The 16,878-nt window shown below is 73.1% G+C and carries 14 protein-coding genes and 1 tRNA gene; 5 read left to right on the top strand and 10 right to left on the bottom strand.

The features are described from left to right. Nucleotides 1–124: 124 nt before the first annotated feature. From ACIBJF_RS16125 to ACIBJF_RS16115, 3 genes are read right to left on the bottom strand one after another with little or no spacing between them, the layout of a single operon-like run. Entirely contained in the window at nucleotides 125–589 is a 465-nt protein-coding gene (locus ACIBJF_RS16125; RefSeq protein ID WP_399174323.1) for an SRPBCC domain-containing protein, read from the bottom strand. After that, the gene (locus ACIBJF_RS16120; RefSeq protein WP_356299964.1) at nucleotides 586–942 is read right to left on the bottom strand and encodes a metalloregulator ArsR/SmtB family transcription factor; all 357 of its coding nucleotides are present in this window, start codon (nucleotides 940–942) and stop codon (nucleotides 586–588) included. Before ACIBJF_RS16120 ends, ACIBJF_RS16125 begins: the two co-directional genes overlap by 4 nt. A 7-nt stretch (nucleotides 943–949) precedes the next feature. Beyond that, nucleotides 950–1,324, bottom strand: a complete 375-nt coding sequence (locus ACIBJF_RS16115; RefSeq protein ID WP_390683515.1) for a VOC family protein — start codon at nucleotides 1,322–1,324, stop codon at nucleotides 950–952. Between the two features lie 261 nt (nucleotides 1,325–1,585). Here ACIBJF_RS16115 and ACIBJF_RS16110 point away from each other — a divergent pair, with 261 nt between their 5' ends. Next, entirely contained in the window at nucleotides 1,586–2,074 is a 489-nt protein-coding gene (locus tag ACIBJF_RS16110; protein WP_399174322.1) for a hypothetical protein, read from the top strand. Between the two features lie 214 nt (nucleotides 2,075–2,288). Further along, nucleotides 2,289–2,804 (top strand): DUF4232 domain-containing protein, encoded by a 516-nt coding sequence (locus tag ACIBJF_RS16105; RefSeq protein ID WP_351810902.1) that lies wholly within the window; start codon nucleotides 2,289–2,291, stop codon nucleotides 2,802–2,804. Between the two features lie 501 nt (nucleotides 2,805–3,305). Here ACIBJF_RS16105 and ACIBJF_RS16100 read toward each other — a convergent pair. Beyond that, complete coding sequence (locus ACIBJF_RS16100; RefSeq protein WP_399174321.1) at nucleotides 3,306–4,415, bottom strand: DUF2786 domain-containing protein; 1,110 nt, start codon at nucleotides 4,413–4,415, stop codon at nucleotides 3,306–3,308. 407 nt (nucleotides 4,416–4,822) lie between these two features. Between ACIBJF_RS16100 and ACIBJF_RS16095 the strand changes: the two genes are divergently transcribed. The 3 genes from ACIBJF_RS16095 to ACIBJF_RS16085 all read left to right on the top strand — a co-directional run bounded on the left by ACIBJF_RS16095 (nucleotide 4,823) and on the right by ACIBJF_RS16085 (nucleotide 8,047). Continuing rightward, entirely contained in the window at nucleotides 4,823–5,449 is a 627-nt protein-coding gene (locus ACIBJF_RS16095; protein WP_399174320.1) for a LysE family translocator, read from the top strand. A 69-nt stretch (nucleotides 5,450–5,518) separates the two neighbouring features. After that, the gene (locus tag ACIBJF_RS16090; protein WP_399174319.1) at nucleotides 5,519–6,298 is read left to right on the top strand and encodes a Clp protease N-terminal domain-containing protein; all 780 of its coding nucleotides are present in this window, start codon (nucleotides 5,519–5,521) and stop codon (nucleotides 6,296–6,298) included. A 48-nt stretch (nucleotides 6,299–6,346) separates the two neighbouring features. Next, a complete protein-coding gene (locus ACIBJF_RS16085; protein WP_399174318.1) occupies nucleotides 6,347–8,047 on the top strand; it encodes a bifunctional 3'-5' exonuclease/DNA polymerase in 1,701 nt (566 codons plus the stop codon). A gap of 127 nt (nucleotides 8,048–8,174) precedes the next feature. Here the strand turns inward: ACIBJF_RS16085 and ACIBJF_RS16080 are convergent, their stop codons facing one another. The 6 genes from ACIBJF_RS16080 to ACIBJF_RS16055 form a co-directional block, all read right to left on the bottom strand. Further along, nucleotides 8,175–11,492, bottom strand: a complete 3,318-nt coding sequence (locus ACIBJF_RS16080) for a BTAD domain-containing putative transcriptional regulator (protein WP_399174317.1) — start codon at nucleotides 11,490–11,492, stop codon at nucleotides 8,175–8,177. Nucleotides 11,493–12,049: 557 nt separating this feature from the next. Further along, on the bottom strand, nucleotides 12,050–12,943 hold the full coding sequence (locus tag ACIBJF_RS16075) for a glycosyltransferase family 2 protein (protein WP_399174316.1): 894 nt from the start codon (nucleotides 12,941–12,943) through the stop codon (nucleotides 12,050–12,052). 240 nt (nucleotides 12,944–13,183) lie between these two features. After that, nucleotides 13,184–13,390: a hypothetical protein gene (locus tag ACIBJF_RS16070; protein WP_399174315.1), complete on the bottom strand. Its 207-nt coding sequence runs from the start codon at nucleotides 13,388–13,390 to the stop codon at nucleotides 13,184–13,186. 243 nt (nucleotides 13,391–13,633) lie between these two features. After that, a tRNA-Thr gene (locus ACIBJF_RS16065) sits at nucleotides 13,634–13,710 on the bottom strand. Nucleotides 13,711–13,829: 119 nt separating this feature from the next. Next, nucleotides 13,830–15,431: an alpha/beta hydrolase gene (locus ACIBJF_RS16060; protein WP_399174314.1), complete on the bottom strand. Its 1,602-nt coding sequence runs from the start codon at nucleotides 15,429–15,431 to the stop codon at nucleotides 13,830–13,832. Nucleotides 15,432–15,613: 182 nt separating this feature from the next. Further along, complete coding sequence (locus tag ACIBJF_RS16055; RefSeq protein ID WP_399174313.1) at nucleotides 15,614–16,819, bottom strand: DNA polymerase III subunit delta'; 1,206 nt, start codon at nucleotides 16,817–16,819, stop codon at nucleotides 15,614–15,616. Nucleotides 16,820–16,878 lie beyond the last annotated feature (59 nt).

Below are 16,878 nucleotides of genomic sequence, written 5' to 3'. Positions count from 1 at the left end.
GGTCAACTGACCCGGATCATAACTGCGTTCACGTGCAGATGCATGCGCAAATGCACGTGCACGGGGGGTGTTCTCACGGTTACAGCTTTGACGTTCGCTTTACCCACCCGGGGAGACGCCTGCGTCAGCCAAGCTGTTCCAGCGCCTGCCCCAGAGCAGGCAGGACATGCCCCCGCCAGCCCCCGCCCATGATCTTCCGTGCCATCAGCTGGGCCGGATCGTCCGGATCGAAACCTTCGTGCACCAAGAAGAGACGCGTACCGCGCCCTTCCTGTTCCAGGGTCCAGGTGATCGTCCAGTCCGCGGGGTTGGCCGGATCGGCGTCGGCCCAGCGGACGGACAGCATCCGCTCGATGTCGTAGGCCAGCACCCGTACCTCCACGACGCCCGAGAAGCGGGCGTTGGGACGCGGTACGGAGGTCATCCGGTACCGGTGGCCGACCTCCAGCCGGAAGTCCTCGGCGCCGGGCATCTGCCACCGGGCGAGCAGGGCGGGGTCGGTCAGGGCGCGCCAGACCTTGGCGGGCGGGTGCGGAAAGAACTGGTCGACCCGGATGGTGGTCAGGTCGTCATCGGGTTGGGCGCTCATGGCTGGTCATCGTCGGGCAGACGGTCGAGCAGGTCGCCGAGACCCTTCAGCCGGTCGCGCCAGAACCGCTCGTACGGGTGGAGCCAGTCCTGCACCTCGGCGAGGGGGGCGGCCTCCAGGCGGTAGATGCGCCGGCGCCCGGAGCGCTGCTCGGAGACAAGGCCGGCCTCCCGGAGCACCTTGAGGTGTTCCGAGAGGCTCGGGCGGCGCATGTCGAAGTGGTCGGCCAGGGCCTGGACGGGCTGCGGTCCGCGCTCGCGCAGCAGCCGCAGCACTTCGCGGCGGGTGGCGTTGGCGAGCGCGGCGAAGACGCGGTCCTCGGCGGCGGTACCCGTCCCGGTCCCGGTGCTCATGGTGCGGTCAGAAGCCTTCCTTCTCCGTCAGCAGCATCAGACCGTTGCCGTCGGGGTCCGTGAAGGAGGCCATGCGCCCCCACGGGTACTCCTCCGGGCCCTGCACCTCGGTGCCCGCCTCGGCGAGCCGCGCGCAGTCGGCGTCGACATCGGTCGTCACCAACATGATCCCCCGTGCCGAGCCGGGCTCGAAATCACCCATGCCCGGCCCGGAGAGCGTGAAGACGGTCTGCGCACCCTTCGGCGCGACCTGCAGCCAGCGCCCGGGCGGCATCTGAAGGTCGGCGGTGACCTCGAAGCCGAGAACGTCCCGGTAGAAGCGCAGGGCGCGGTCCTGGTCGGTGACGGGGAGGGTGACGAAGGAGGCGTGAGTGATGTTCATGGGTACGACAATAGGTAGGCGATTTCCTACCAGTCAAGCGTAGGAAATCGCCTACCCACGGGCCGCGCGGGGCTGGTTCACAACTGATTCCTGTCCGCGTCCGGCGGTCCTCGTGGTGACGGCTGGTAGCTTGCTGCGGGCCGTCCGGCCGAGGGCGGCCGGCCGCTACAGCTTGGGAGCTTTCCGGTGACGTCTGCGACTGGTGCGACTGCTGCGACTGTCTCGACTGCCGCGGGTGCTTCGGGTGCCGCGCGGGCACGGGTGCGGACCGCGACCGTGGCCGCGGGCCTGGTGGGCGCGCTCGCCGCACTCACCGCGCTGACCGGGTGCAGTGGGGGCGGCGGTGACGGCGACGGGACCGCCGCCTCCGCGACGCCGAGCGCCACCACCGCGTCGGCGTCCCCCTCGGGCTCCGCGGCGGTGACCGGAGCCGCCGGCAAACTCCAGGGCAGCTGGATCACCACGAGCGGCGGCAAGATCGTGGCCTTGGTGATCACCGGTAAGAAGGCCGGGCTCTTCGTGACCGGCCGGAAGGCCTGGTGCCAGGGCGCCGCGGGCGAGGAGTCCGGGATGCAGATGATCCATCTGACCTGCCCCGACGGCAACAAGGACCGCGTCACCGGCATGGTCGACGCCGTGGACGCCAAGGGTATGACGGTGACTTGGTCGGGCAAGACCGGCAAGGAGACGTACACCAAGGCGGAGGGCGGCAAGCTGCCTTCGGCGCTGCCGACCAAGGCGAAGCAGTGAGTTGACGCCTCACGTTGAAGCAGTGCGGTGAAGCAGCGCGTTGAAGCAGCGCTTCGAAGCAGTGCGTTGCCGGTGCCGGGTTGAGGCGGTGACGGGTGTGAATCCGGTGCGGAGCGCCACCTGAAGCGGTGATTCCGCCGGGGGTGAGCGAACGGAGCCGAAGCGCAAGCGCCATGATGCAGGGGCACCGTCACGACCTCGATGGGACCTGCTCATGCGCGCCATTCCGCTCACCGTCACAGCCCTCGCCGCCGCCCTGCTGCTCACCGCCTGCGACGGCGGCGGGAGCAAGAGCGCCGGCAAGAACGGCTCGGCCTGCGAGATCGGCGGGGTCTCCGTGCAGATCGGGTCCGCGAGCGTGGCGCCGAAGGCCGGGGACACGGGTGAGCTCCCGGTCAGCATCACCAACCAGAGCAAGGCCTGCACCCTGGACCAGTTCGCGGGCGTCGTCCTGAGCGCGGGCAACACCGAGGCCAAGGTGCCGGCCCTGAAGGGCGCCAAGGCCCAGAAGCTGAAGCTCGCCAAGGGCGACTCGGCGTCGTTCACCATCAGCTACGTGCGCGGCAAGGCGGGCGACAAGGCCGCGCTGGACGCCAAGACCGTGAAGATCACCCTGCCCGGCACCACCGCCTCCCGAAGCTTCCCCTGGTCCTACGGCCCCGTCGCCACCCAGACCGCGGGCACCGGCCCGAACGCCTCCGTGACGGCCTTCCAACAGGTCGGCGACTGATCGCCAGGGCGGGCTGGCGGGCGCGGGTTCGTGCGGGCCGGGCGGGGTGACGTCGGCTTCGGGTGAGCCAGAAGCGGCGGGAACGGGATGACGCCGGCTTCCGGCGGACCGGCTCCTGAGGCGGGAGCGCGCTGCGGCCGACTTCCGGCGGACCGGCTCCAGAGGCGGGGCGGGCTCACCCCGGCTTCGGTGGGCTCCCCCCGGCCCGTGGCGGGCGGACGTCGAATTCAGGCGGGCTGAGTCCAACCTGGGGCGGGCCGAGTCCATCCTGGGGCTGGCTGCCTTCAGCCTGGGGCGGCCGGCCGCGCGCCCTGCTCTCCGCTGCACCAGCGTCGGATGGGCTCACTCCAAACCAGCGGCGCTGCCATCGGATTCGGGCAGGTCGGCTCCGAACTGCCGCGGGCGCACATCCACTTCGGGCGTGCGCACCAGCCCGGGCGGGCTCACCCGGCTTCGAACAGGCTCACCCCAGCCCGGGCGAGCTCACTCCAGCCCGCGGGCTCACTCCAGTCCGCGGCGTGCCCTGACCTGGGCGCGGTCTGCCGCTCGTGCGCCCTCCGTCCAGCCGGCCGCGTCGGTCACCCCGCGCAGCCGGGTGGTGGTGGTCTCGGGGAACATGCGCTGCAGCCGGTCGGTGACGGCTATCTCCCTGGTGGCGAGGACCGGCAGCAGGTCCTGGCTGACCTGGGTCTCGGCGGCGGCCGCGAGCCGGTCGCCGACCCGGTGGGCGTAGGCGGCCAGGAACGACTGCCGGAAGGTCTTGGTCCGCTTCCGCCCGCCGGCTCTCTGCGCGGCCTCCGCCTTGGTCATCGCGTGCGTGGCCTGCACCAGCAGCGAGGTGTAGAGCAGTTCGACCGCCTCCAGGTCCGCCTCGAAGCCGACGACCGTCGAGAAGCCGAGCGGCTCGTTCCACACCGCGCGGCAGTTGTTCGCGCCGGCCACGGCGTCGAGCAGAACCGCCTTGGCCTGTTCGTACGGCGGCTCCACCCCGATCCGGCAGGCGCCGGGCGCGTCCGGCGCGGGCGCCTCGGCGGCGAGCAGCGCCTCGTCGACGCTGTGCCGCGCCATCAGCTCCTGCGCCTTGGCGCTGAGCGCCTCCGCCTCCTCCGGATACCCGGTCGCCTCGGCCTTGGCGAGCAGCGCGCGGATCCGGGCGAGCATCCGGGAGGCGGCCGGGCCGGCGGCGCGCCGGGGCTCCTCCTCCAGGGGCTCCAGGACGGGCAGGCGCAGCAGCAGGCGGTACAGCTCCAGCGTGGTCGTGGCCTGCGAGAAGCGGTCGGCCTCGCGGACGGGGCCCTCGGGCAGCTCCGCCAGCTGGGCGGTCCAGCGGCGGCCGCGCGGGCGATCCCGCCCGGACTGGGCGCGGATCAGGGCCGCGGCCTGGCGCATATGCGCGTCCTCCAGCTCGCGCCGCACCAGCCGTACGACATCGGCGGGCTGCCAGCCGCGCTGCCAGGCAGTCGCCACGAACTCCTCGCCCCGCCGGGCGAGTTCGGCGTCCGCAGCGGGGTCGGCGGCGAGCAGGGAGGCACCCGTGTCGAGGCCGGTGTCGGTGTCGTCGTAGAGGGCGGCCCGGAAGGCCCTCTCGACCGTGCTGGCAGCGCTGGTCACACCGTCGATCGTGCCATGCCCCGCCGACAGCGGGCCGTCCTTTGTCCACAGGCTGTGGACAAAGGACGGACTCGGGCCGATGGAGGCCGCCCGGTGTGCGAGGGCATGGGGCATGGGGGCGCGGGATGCAGTGGTCGAGACCACGGTAGTTGCCGAGGACAGGGGGGATGCGAGGACGACTGCCGGGCGGGCGGAGCGGTCGGGCCCGGATCGGCGCCACGGCGGGCTCCCGGCGCGGGTGGGCCGCCCGGCGCGCCTGTCCCCCGAACGGGCGCGGCGGCCGGGCGGGGCATTGACCGAGGATCCCGGGCCTCAACGCCGTCGGCCCGCGCACCACTTGGCCGGCGGATCATCTCAGTCCCTGGAATTCCGCCACGCGCGCGTGGGGGCGCGCCAAGCATGGCGGCATGGTGGACACGTCTCTCTACGCGGCGTTCCTGATCGCCGCCTTCGCACTCTGCGTCACCCCCGGACCCGACATGATGTTCATCGTGGCGGTGGGCGGCCGGGGCGGCCCCCTGACGGGGGTGTCGGCCGCCGTCGGAGTCGCCTGCGCCATGCTCGTGCACACGGTCGCCGCGGCACTCGGCCTGTCGGCGCTGTTCCTGACCCTGCCGACGCTCTACGAGGTGCTGCACTGGGCGGGCGCGGCCTACCTGCTGTTCCTCGCGGTCAAGGCGTTCCGGGGCGACGGCGGCCCGGCCGAGACCGAGGCGGCGCAGGGGAACGGGCGCCGCCGGGCGTTCTGGCGCGGCGCCGTCACCAATCTCCTCAACCCCAAGGTGATCCTCTTCAACGTCTCCTTCCTGCCGCAGTTCGTGAACCCCGGCCTGGGGCACGTGCGCGAGCAGTTCCTCGTCCTGGGCTTCACGATCACGGCGATGGGCGTGGTGGTGGACGGCTCGGTCGGACTGCTCTCCGGGAAGCTCGCCTCGCTCCTTCGGCGCAGCCGGCGCCTCGCCCGGGCCCTGGACTACTTCAGCGGAACGGTGTTCGCCGGCCTGGCGGTGCGCCTGGCGGTCGCGCCGAAGTGACCGGCGAACACACCGAAGCACTGTCAACCATCGGTTGACACTCGACGGGGCGCAACTTACGGTTGACACATGGCGACCAACCCGAACATCACGGCATCCGTACGCCTCGACGACCTCATCGAGGCCATCAAGAAGGCCCACAACGAGCCCCTCGAACAGCTCCAGGACGCGGTGATCGCCGCCGACCACCTCGGTGACGTGGCCGACCATCTGATCGGCCACTTCGTCGACCAGGCACGGCGCTCGGGCGCGTCCTGGACCGAGATCGGCCGGAGCATGGGCGTGACCCGACAGGCGGCGCAGAAGCGGTTCGTGCCGAAGGAGTCCACCGACCTCGACCTCAGCCAGGGCTTCAGCCGCTACACCCCGCGCGCGCGGCAGGTGGTCATGGCCGCGCACAGCGAGGCGGTGGCCGCCCGCAACCCCGAGGGCCGCCCCGAGCACCTGGTCCTCGGACTGCTGGCCGAGCCCGAAGGCATCGCCGCGAAGGCGATCACCGCGCAGGGCGTCCCGCTGGACGCCGTGCGGCAGGCCGCGTCCGCCGTGCTGCCACCGGCCGCGGAGGAGGTTCCGGACCTCATCCCCTACGGCCCCGACGCCAAGAAGGTCCTGGAACTCACCTTCCGCGAGGCCCTCCGGCTCGGCCACAACTACATCGGCACCGAGCACATCCTGCTCGCGCTCCTGGAGCACGAGAACGGCCGGGGCGTCCTCAGCGGTCTCGGCATCACCAAGCCCGCGACCGAGGCGTACGTCGCCGAGGTGCTGTCGCTGCTGCTGGAACAGACGAAGGCGGCGGCCACGGCGGCCGAGGCCGCGACGGACGACTCGACCGACGCGAAGGACTGAAACCGCAGGTCAGACCGATTGTCAGACCCGGCTGCCACACTCGCAGTCATGACCGACCGGTGGGCGCTCGCACTGGCCGAGGACAGCGGCGTGGACGTCGCCCCCCTCGGCCCGGACGGCCTGCCCGCCGGGCCGGTGCGGCGGGAGAGCGATCTCGCCGGGGCGGTGCGCAGCCGCCCGGAGGTGACGCGCTGGGTGTGGCGGTCCACCCCCGAGGTCTACCCGCGTCTGCTCGCCACGGGGGTGCGAGTGGAGCGGTGCTACGACATCGAGGACGCCGAGACACTCCTGCTGGGCCACGAGGGCCGGTACGGCGAGCCTCGCTCGGCCGCCGCCGCCCTGGCCCGCCTCCGCGGCGGCCCCGTACCGCCCGACCCGCCCCAGCGCTCGGCCGAACCGGGCGCCCAGTCCCCGCTGTTCGAGCCCACCGGCACCCGCCTGCCCCTGACCGACCTCCTCGCGGTCTACGCCGAGCAGCTCCGGCGGCACGACCGGACGGCCCACCCCGACCGGATGCGGCTGCTCACCGCCGCCGAGTCGGCCGGCATGCTGGTGGCCGCCGAGATGAACCACGCGGGCCTGCCGTGGAGCGCCGAGGTCCACCGCCGCCTGCTGCACGAGCTGCTGGGCGAGCGGTACGCGGGCGGCGGCGAGCCGCGCCGCCTCGCCGAGCTGGCCGACGAGGTCTCCGCCGCCTTCGGCCGCCGCGTCCGCCCCGACCTGCCCGCCGACGTGATCAAGGCCTTCGCCCAGGCCGGCATCAAGGTGAAGTCCACCCGCCGCTGGGAGCTCCGGTCCGTCGACCACCCGGCCGTCGAACCCCTGCTGGAGTACAAGAAGCTGTACCGCATCTGGGTGGCACACGGCTGGTCCTGGCTGCAGGACTGGGTGCGCGACGGCCGCTTCCGCCCAGAGTTCCTCGCCGGCGGCACGGTCACCGGCCGCTGGGTGACCAACGGCGGGGGCGGACTGCAGATCCCCAAGGTGATCCGCCGGGCCGTGGTCGCCGACCCGGGCTGGCGGCTGGTCGTGGCCGACGCCGACCAGATGGAGCCGCGCGTGCTCGCCGCCATCTCCCGCGACCCCGGCCTGATGGAGGTCGCCGGCCGTGCGAGCGACCTCTACCAGTCCGTGTCCGACCGCGCCTTCTCCGGCGACCGCGACCAGGCCAAGATCGCCGTCCTGGGCGCGATCTACGGCCAGACCTCGGGCGACGGCCTGAAGAACCTGGCCGCGCTGCGCCGCCGCTTCCCGAAGGCCGTCGCCTACGTCGACGAGGCGGCCCACGCGGGCGAGGAGGGCCGGCTGGTGCGCACCTGGCTGGGCCGGACCTGCCCGCCGGCCGCCGGATCCGGCGAGGACGCGGCAGGGGAGGCGGGCATCCCCATCGCCGAGGACGACACGGAGGCACAGCCCGACGGCCAGGCCGCCTGGGTCCCCGGCTACGCCTCCACCAACTCCCGGGCGCGGGGCCGCTTCGCGCGGAACTTCGTCGTCCAGGGCAGCGCCGCCGACTGGGCCCTGCTGATGCTCGCCGGGCTCCGCCGGGCCTGCGCGGACCTCAAGGCGGAGCTGGTGTTCTTCCAGCACGACGAGGTGATCGTGCACTGCCCCGCCGACGAGGCCGACGCGGTCGTCCAGGCCATCCGCGCTTCCGCCGACCTCGCCGGCCGGCTGACCTTCGGCGAGACCCCGGTGCGGTTCCCGTTCACGACAGCGGTGGTGGAGTGCTATGCCGACGCCAAATGAGCGCCGTGCCGGAGGCGTCGGCGCAAGGGGTAAGGGGAACTCGCGGCCGGTGTGTGCGGGCGCGTCGTGGCTGGTCGCGCAGTCGCCCGCGCGCCTTCGGGGCGCACGCTGCGCCCAAGGGCTTCCGTCACTTCGCGAGGAGCTCCCGCAGTTCCGCCACGACCGCCTGCTCGTCGGTGCCGTCCAGCGCCGCGAGTGCCGCGCACCAGGCGTCGTGCGCCTCCGTCCGCAGCCCCCGCGCGCTCAGCAGCAGCCCGTGCTGGTGCCGGGCCAGGCCGCCCATGTAGCGGTCGGCGCGGGCGTCGGCCCGGCTCAGCAGCTCGGCGCACTCGCGGCCCGCCCGTTCAATCTCCCCCAGCTGCCGCAGCGCGCGGACCAGGCCGAGCCGGGTCTGGGACTCGCCGTGCCAGTCACCGTGCCCGCCGAGGATCCGCAGGCTCTCCTCGAAGTGCTCCGCCGCGGCCGCCGGTTCGCCGAGGGTGAGATGGGCGTAGCCGATGTTGCAGTGCGCCGAGTGCTGCACGATGACCGCGCCGATCGCGTCCCCGATCGCCAGCGAGCGCCGGTGCTGCTCGATCGCGGCACGCGGGTCGGTGTGCTCGTAGAGGTTGCCGAGGTGGCTGTGGGTGACGGCCTCGCCGTAGGGGTCGTTCAGCCGCCGCGAGTAGGCAAGGCTCTGCCGCAGCGCCTCCTCGGACTCCGTGAACCGCCCGAGCCCCTCCAGCAGCAGCCCCCGGTTGTTCAGGGTGCGCCGGATCCTGGAGACGACGCCGAGCCGCCGCCAGATCTCCAGGGCCTGGTCAGTGAGGGCGAGGGCGTCCTTCTGACGGCCGGTCAGGAAGTGCAGGCCCGCCAGGTCGCCGAGGGCGTACGCCTCGGCCGCCGCGTCCCCGAGCCGCCGCGCCGCCCCGAGCGCGGCCCGCCCCAGCACCTCCATCTCGGCGACCCGGCCGCCGCGCTGGACATAGGGGAAGAGCAGCCGCGCGAGCGTCGAGAGGTGCGCGGCCCGGCGCGGGTCGGACGTGCCCGCGTTGCGTGACACCAGGGCGACGACGTTCTCCAGCTCCACCTCGCCCCAGCCGAAGGCCTGCTCGGCGGACTCGAAGGACGTCAGCGCGGCCACGTCGTCCGTGTGCTCCGGCGGCTGCGCGGAGGTGGGCCGGCGCCGGTCCTCCTGGTCGATCCCGGGCTCCACGATCGCCTCCAGCAGCCGTTCGGCCACGGCGGCGTACCAGCGCAGGGCGATCAGGTCGGGAGTGGGCGCGGCGGCGAGGCCGGTCCGCCGGCCGGCCTCCCCCTGCGTACCCGGGCCCGGCTCGGTGTCCGCGTCCGGAAGGTGGCCCGGCGCTCCCGTGCCGGTGCCCTTCCCCGCGTCCGCCAGTTCGCGGGCGAAGTCGCGGACCAGGTCGTGCGGGGCGTAGCGGCCGTAGGTGGTCTCCTCCAGGAGGGCGACGTCGACCAGGCGGTCCAGGGCCGCCTCGGCGCGCCGGGCGTCGGTGCCGGTGAGTCGGGCGATCAGCGGGGCGCCGTACGTCGGCAGGTCCAGCGCGCCGATGCGGCACAGCGCGAGGGCCGCGTCCCGGTCCGCCTCGCGCTCGGCGGCGGCGAGCGCGTCGTGGGCGACGGCCAGGGACCGCCGGACGCTCAGGTCGTCGTACTCGAGATGGCACAACCGGCCGCCGGTCTCGGCGAGTTGGCTGGCCAGCACATCCGGGGTGAGGGCGCGGCGGGCGGCGAGCCGGGCGGCCACGACGCGCAGCGCCAGCGGCAGCCGGCCAGTCAGCTCGACCAGCGGGTGGCCGGCGTCCAGCCCCTCGCGTCCGCTCACCGCGCGCAGCAGTGCCGCGCTGTCCTCGCCGGTCAGCGGCGCGAGCGGGAAGCGCCTGGCGCCGTCGAGGGCGGTCAGCGGCGAGCGGCTGGTGACGATCACCGCGCAGCCGGGCCCGGCCGGCAGCAGGGGGCGTACCTGGGCCGCGTTCGCCGCGTCGTCCAGCACCAGCAGGACGCGGGCCGGGGCGAGCAGCGAGCGCAGCAACGCGGCGGCCGCGTCCGGGTGTTCGGGGATGTTGCGGGGCTCGGCGCCCAGGTCCCGGAGCAGTGCGGCGAGCGCCTGGACGGAGCTGAGCGGGGTCATGCCGGGGGTGGCGCCGTGCAGGTTGACGTACAGCTGCCCATCGGGGAAACGTTCCCGCAGCTCATGGGCCACGGCCAGGGCGAGCGCGCTCTTGCCGACGCCCGCCATACCGCTGATCACGGCGATGGCCGGAGCCGGGACGGGCGGCTCGGTGAGCGCCCGCCGCAGCTCGCCGCGGACATCGACGCGGCCGGTGAAATGGGCTGGCGGCGGCGGGAGTTGCGCGGGCCGCAGGGTCTGCCGGGCGTCCGGCGCGGCACAGCCCTCGTGCGGAACCGGCGTTTCGGCTTCCTCCTCGGCGGCGCCCTCCAGGTGACCGGCGCGCACGGGCCGGTGGTCGCCCTCCGGGCCCCGCCGACGGCCGTCGCGCTCCGCGTCGGCCCCCTGCCGCTCCTCGTCACTCCCTCGCAGCACCTCGACATGGGCCTCGCGAACCGCCGGGCCGGGTTCGATGCCGAGTTCCTCGATGAGGCGGGCGCGCAGATCACGGTGGACGGCGAGGGCCTCGGCCTGACGGCCGGTGCGGTGCAGGGCGAGCATCAGCTGACGGTGGTACGCCTCGCGCAGCGGATACTCGGCGACCAGCGCCGCGAGCTCGGGGACGATCCCACCCAACCGTGCGGCGCCGAGGGCGAGTTCGGCGTCGTAACGCCACTCCAGCAGGAGCAGCCGGGCCTCCTCCAGGCGCTGTACCAGGGCATAACCGCCGAGGTCGGCGGGGAGTCCGCTGAGCGGGGTGCCGCGCCAGAGCGCGAGCGCGGCCGTGCAGGCCCGTACGACGCCCGGCCAGTCCCGCCGCGCGTGCGCGGCTCGCGCCTCGGCGACCCGGGCGTCGAAGACGTGCACGTCCAACTCGCCCTGGTCGACGCGCAGTACGTATCCCGGTGGTACGGCCCTGAGCCGGTCGGGGTCGTCCAGGAGCCGGCGCAGCCGGGTGACGTGGTTGTGCAGGGACGCCTGCGCGGAGACGGGCGGCGCCCCGCCCCACAGGGCGTCCTTCAGCGACTCCACCGACACCACCCGGCCCGGCTCCAGCAGCAGAGCGGCCAGCAGTGCGCGCACCTTGGGGCTGCCGATGGCACGGACGGCGTTGTCGGGGGTGCCGCGGTGGAGCGCGCCCTCGAAGGCGGGGTCGTGGGGAGGGGTGTCGTCCCGCGTGCCGTCGGCGTTGTTCCTGGTGGCGCGGAGGACGCCGTCGGCGGCGAAGGCGTCGGAAGGGGCGCGGGGGCTCTCGTACGAGATCCCGAACGGCTGTCGGTCATACAGGGCCGGCGGCCCCAGCAGTCCGAACCGCAGCTCGCACCGCCGCATCACGCCGCTCCACTGCCTTCCCGCGCGGTCGGGGCCGACCGTGCTCCGCGACGAGCCCGTGCCCGCCGCTCCCTGCGAGCCTGTGCCCGCGGTCCCCTGGCGGAATTCCGCCCTGTCCACAACGGTTTCCCGCCACCTTCTGCCGTCCGGACCAGCCCGGGATCGGCCCGTCCGAGGGCCTGTTTCGGATACCGTCGGCGAGTTCCGGCCAACGGCTTCGCCAGCTACCGACGAACCGTTGGCCACATGTTAGCGATCCGTTGGTGAATCCTGATGTGATCATTTGCATCGGATCTGGCCCGACGGCGCGCGCGCATGTCGCGTAACTCGGGGGAGTGTCGCCGTAGGCCGGATCCGGGGACGCAAGGGGCCCCGGTCGGCGGAGGTGAACGCCCGGGGCCCCGTCCCGTTCCCGCCTCCGCGCCCCGTTCGCACCGGTCAGGCGATCGACGGAGGCACCCGCGCCCCGCGCCCACGTCGGCATCACCGGCGAGGGCGCCGAGCAGGTCCCATCGAAAGGGCCCGGCACCTCACCCCACCGCCAGATGCCCCGCGCCTCAGATCACCGGCGGACGTCCCAGCCGGGCGAGTCGCCACACCGTCCGCCAGCGCATGGGCCGACGCCCGCCGGCCGGCTTCCGCAGCCCCTCGACGAACCCGCCGAACCACGCCTTCAGCCCCGCCGTGGAGCGCGTACGGGCGAGGGTGAGCAGCGTCCACACCCCGAGGTGCACGGGGATCAGCGGCAACGGCAGCCGGCGCCGGACGAGCCAGACGCGGTTGCGGGCGTTGACGCGGTAGTAGATGGCGTGCCGGGCCGGCGAGGTCTTGGGGTGCTGGAGCAACAGCTCGGGGGCGTAGAGGATCTTCCAGCCGGCGTCGGCGGCGCGCCAGGCGAGGTCGGTCTCCTCGTGCGCGAAGAAGAACTCGGCGGGCCAGTCCCCGGTCTCGGCCAGCATCGCCATGCGCAGGGCGTGCCCGCCGCCGAGGAACCCGGTGACGTAACCACCGCGCAGGGGATCGGACTTGCCGACGCGGGGCACGTGCCGCTGCTGGGACTCGCCGTGCTCGTCGGCGATGCGGAAGCCGACGATGCCGAGGCGCGGGTCGGCGGCGTACAGGTCCCGGACGCGCCGCAGCACATCGGCGTCGACGAGCAGCCCGTCGTCGTCCAGTTCCACGACGACGTCGATGTCGCCGTACTCCCGCAAGCGGGCGAGGGCGACGTTCCGGCCGCCCGGGCAGCCGAGGTTCTCCTCCACGTCGATGGTGGTGACCTCGCCGGGCAGGGAGAGCCGGCGGGCGAACTCGGGCAGCCGGCAGCCGTTGCCGACGATCACGATGCGGGCGGGGGCGAGGTCCTGCTTGGCCACGGACTCCAGCAGGGCGTCGACCTCGGCGGGCCGGTTGCCCATGGTCACCACGGCTACGGCGATCCTCGGCTCCACCACGTCCCTCACCCCATCCGGCCGACGGCGGCGCCGCACCCTGACCACGCGGCGCCCACCGTTCACCAAGATGTTGCCTCAGATCCGCGGGTTCACCGGACCCTGATTCACTTTGCGGCCCCTTTACGGTGCTTTTGTCCCGGCATTTCCTCGGCTTCGAATACCGCCCATGACACCGGCGCCGCACCGCCGATCGGCGACGCGGAACTCCCCGGAGCAGACCCCCACGGTTCGATGTGCCACTCAAATGCAGGGGACGTCGGCGAAGCCCGGGTAATAGAAGCGCCCGGCCGGACCGGCGCTGTGGATGCAGCGGTCGAGGTGGGGACTCTGGGGCTTCGGGCTCTCGGTGGCGGCGGTCGCGGTCGGAGCGACGAGGACGATCGCCCCAAGGATCATTGCCGCCACCGCCGATTTCTTGCCCGGCATGCGCCTCCGGAACGTCTTCATTGCCGCCCTCCTTCGGGCCGAGACGGGAGCGCCGCGCGGTTCACAGGGCGACGGTTCGGCGCTCGTGATTCCGCTTATCGTCATATGCCGCAGACATAACGTCAACACCCAAATCTGGACACTCCACCCCAAAAGCAAAGCGCAATGGACACACGGGTGCCCGCAGGGCCCCTGCTCCTCACCGCCGTCGCATCCGCTGAACGCAAAAGCCCAGCTCAGATGCTGTCTGAGCTGGGCTTTGAATGGAGCCGCCTTCGGGATTCGAACCCGAGACCTACGCATTACGAGTGCGTTGCTCTGGCCATCTGAGCTAAGGCGGCGCGCCGTCCGCACCATGGTGCGATCGGCAACATCGGTAAGTCTACACAGTTTCTGGGGGTGCTCCGACCACACCCCGGAAGCGCGGGCTCCGGGTCGGGCGGCAGGGCCGCGGCAGGGGCTATGAGCAGCGCTTTCCCTCGGCGGGCGGGGTGCCGTGGAGCAGGTAGGTGTTGATCGCCGTGTCGATGCAGGTGCTGCCGCGGCCGTAGGCGGTGTGGCCGTCGCCGACGTACGTCAGGAGGCGGCCCGAGGAGAGCTGGTGGGCCAGGGACTGGGCCCAGTGGTAGGGGGTCGCGGGGTCGCGGGTGGTGCCGACCACCACGATCGGCGCCGCGCCCTTCGCCTCGATGCGGTGTGGCTCACCCGTGGCCTTCACCGGCCAGTACGCGCAGTTCAGCGAGGCCCAGGCCAGGCCGTCGCCGAAGACCGGGGACGCCTTCTCGAAGGCGGGCAGGGACTTGTCGACCTGCTCGGGACCGGTGAAGGCCGGCGGCAGGTCCAGGCAGTTCACGGCCGCGTTGGCCATCATCAGGTTGCTGTAGTGGCCGTCGGCGTCACGTTCGTAGTAGCTGTCGGACAGCGCGAGCAGGCCCGCGCCGTCGTTCTTCTTCATCGCCGAGGTCAGCGCCTCGCGCAACTGCTCCCAGGTGCCCTGGTCGTACATCGCCGCGATCACCCCGGTCATGGCCAGCGACTCGCCCAGTTTGCGGCCGTCCGCATCGCCCGCCGGGATAGGGCGCGCGTCCAGTTTCCGGAAGAACGCCCTGAGGTGGTCGCCGACCTGCGCCGGCGTGGTGCCCCTGCCGCCGAGCGGGCAGTCGGAGTGCCGTACGCAGTCCTTCGCGAACGCCTGGAACGCCGTCTCGAAGCCGGCCGTCTGGTCCAGGTTCATCTGCCGGGCGTCCACGGACGGGTCCAGTGCGCCGTCCAGGACCATCCGGCCGACGCGGTCCGGGAACAGGCCCGCGTACGTCGCCCCGAGGAAGGTGCCGTACGACGCCCCCACGTAGTTCAGTTTCGGATCACCCAGCACCGCCCGCAGGATGTCCATGTCGCGCGCCGCCTCGACGGTGGAGACGTGCCGCAGCACCCGCGCCGAGTGCGCCCCGCAGCTCTCCGCGAACTTCTTGTCCGCCGCGGCCAGCGCGTTCTGCTCCCGCTGGTCGTCGGGGGTCAGATCCGTCTGCGTGTACGCGTCCATCTGGCGGCCGTCGAGGCACTCCACGGGCTCGCTGCGGGCCACGCCCCGCGGGTCCACCGCGACCATGTCGTAGCGGGCACGGACGTCGGCCGGGTAGCCGATGCCCGCGTAACTCTGGAGGTAGCCCACCGCCGAGCCGCCGGGGCCGCCCGGGTTGACCAGCAGCGAACCGAGCGGCCTGCCCTTGCCGGTGGCCGGCTTGCGGGCGACGGCCAGCCGGACGTCGCCCGCACCGGGGTGGGCGTAGTCCAGCGGGGCCTTCATCGTCGCGCACTCGAATCCAGAGGTACCGCAGCTGTGCCACTGCAGCCGCTGGGAGTAGTACGACGACAGCGCCGACGGCGTCGCAGGCGGCAGCGCAGCCAGCACCGCGTCCGCCGCACCGCCGCCCGAGGTCGAGCTCCCGGAGGAGCAGGCGGACACGAGCAGGGCGGCGGCCGCGAACAGGGCGGCCGTGAGGCGAGTCGTCGTCCGGGAACGGGCGCCCCGGGTCCGGCGGAGGGATGGCCTGGTGTGCATCAAGCGAGCGTAACGCTGTGCGATGCCCCGGACGCGTTGTGTAGCGATTGTGGCCTCGTACGGGGGACAACGGCGGCGGTGTCTTGGCAGGGACATCATCGGTCGGCCTCCCGGCCTTCGTGTTCAGCCCACCCGTGAGAGCTTCAGCCCGCCGCGAGAGCTTCGGATCCCCCACCGGGGTCTCAGCCCGCCCGCAGCGCCATCGTCATCGCCTCCACCGCCAGCAGCGGGGCCACGTTGCGGTCCAGGGCCTCGCGGCAAGCGGCGATCGCCTCGATGCGGCGGAGCGTGGATTCCGGGCTGCTGCCGCGTGCCAGCCGCTCCAGGGCGTCCTCGGCGTCCTCGTTGGCGATCGCCACGCGGGAGCCGAGCTGGAGGGCGAGGACGTCGCGGTAGAAGGCGGTGAGGTCGCCTAGGGCGATGTCGAGGCTGTCGCGCTGCGTGCGGGTTCTGCGGCGCTTCTGCATGTCCTCCAGGTCCTTCATCACGCCGGCCGTGCCGCGCGGCAGCCGGCCGCCCTGAGTCGCGCCCAGCGCCGCCTTCAGCTCCTCGGCCTCCTTGCCGTCCATCTCCTCGGCGAGCTGCTTGGCGTCCTCGGCGGCCGCGTCGACCAGTTCCTGGGCGGCCCTGAGGCAGGCCCCGACCTCGTCGAGGCGCAGGGGCAGCTTGAGGACGGCCGCGCGGCGCTCACGGGCCGACGGATCGGTGGCCAGGCGCCGGGCCCGGTCGACGTGGCCCTGGGTGGCGCGGGCGGCGGTCGCCGCGACCTCGGGTTCGATGCCGTCGCGCCGTACGAGCATGTCGGCGATCGCGTCCACGGACGGCGTGCGCAGGTTCAGGTGGCGGCAGCGGGAGCGGATCGTCGGCAGGACGTCCTCGACGGAGGGGGCGCACAGCAGCCAGACCGTGCGGGGGGCGGGCTCCTCCACGGCCTTGAGGACGGCGTTGGCCGACTTCTCGTTCAGCCGCTCGGCGTCCTCGACCAGGATGATCTGCCAGCGGCCGTTCGCCGGGGAGGTGAACGACTTGCGGACCGTGTCCCGCATGTCCTTGACCAGGATCTCGGAGCCCACGGCGGCCACCGAGGTGACGTCCGCGTGGGTGCCGAGCAGCGCGGTGTGGCAGCCGTCGCAGAAGCCGCAGCCGGGGGCTCCGCCGAGGGCGCGGTCGGGGCTCACGCACTGCAGGGCGGCGGCGAAGGCCCTGGCCGCCTGGTTACGGCCGGCTCCCGGCGGGCCGGTGAACAGCCAGGCGTGCGTCATCTTCGACGCCTCGGGCAGCGGCTGGTCGGCCGCGGCGGCCGTGACGAGGGCGTCGGCGTCCCGCGCGGCCGCGTCGAGCACCGCGCTCACCTTCTCCTGCCCGACGAGGTCGTCCCATACGGTCATGGGTCACGCCGCCCTTCCGTCACACTCCGCGTTCCTGCCCTCCATTGTGCGGGCGGCCA

Source organism: Streptomyces sp. NPDC050743, assembly GCF_044456925.1.
Taxonomy (GTDB): Bacteria; Actinomycetota; Actinomycetes; order Streptomycetales; family Streptomycetaceae; genus Streptomyces.
This window is presented reverse-complemented; position numbering and strand designations above follow the sequence as displayed.

Bases quoted from the DNA above. Each gene is read 5' to 3' on its own strand.
- ACIBJF_RS16125 (WP_399174323.1), bottom strand. From the start codon at position 589: ATGAGCGCCCAACCCGATGACGACCTGACCACCATCCGGGTCGACCAG.
- ACIBJF_RS16115 (WP_390683515.1), bottom strand. From the start codon at position 1,324: ATGAACATCACTCACGCCTCCTTCGTCACCCTCCCCGTCACCGACCAG.
- ACIBJF_RS16085 (WP_399174318.1), top strand. From the start codon at position 6,347: ATGACCGACCGGTGGGCGCTCGCACTGGCCGAGGACAGCGGCGTGGAC.
- ACIBJF_RS16070 (WP_399174315.1), bottom strand. From the start codon at position 13,390: ATGAAGACGTTCCGGAGGCGCATGCCGGGCAAGAAATCGGCGGTGGCG.
- ACIBJF_RS16080 (WP_399174317.1), bottom strand. From the start codon at position 11,492: ATGCGGCGGTGCGAGCTGCGGTTCGGACTGCTGGGGCCGCCGGCCCTG.
- ACIBJF_RS16055 (WP_399174313.1), bottom strand. From the start codon at position 16,819: ATGACCGTATGGGACGACCTCGTCGGGCAGGAGAAGGTGAGCGCGGTG.
- ACIBJF_RS16060 (WP_399174314.1), bottom strand. From the start codon at position 15,431: ATGCACACCAGGCCATCCCTCCGCCGGACCCGGGGCGCCCGTTCCCGG.
- ACIBJF_RS16120 (WP_356299964.1), bottom strand. From the start codon at position 942: ATGAGCACCGGGACCGGGACGGGTACCGCCGCCGAGGACCGCGTCTTC.
- ACIBJF_RS16095 (WP_399174320.1), top strand. From the start codon at position 4,823: ATGGTGGACACGTCTCTCTACGCGGCGTTCCTGATCGCCGCCTTCGCA.
- ACIBJF_RS16090 (WP_399174319.1), top strand. From the start codon at position 5,519: ATGGCGACCAACCCGAACATCACGGCATCCGTACGCCTCGACGACCTC.
- ACIBJF_RS16105 (WP_351810902.1), top strand. From the start codon at position 2,289: ATGCGCGCCATTCCGCTCACCGTCACAGCCCTCGCCGCCGCCCTGCTG.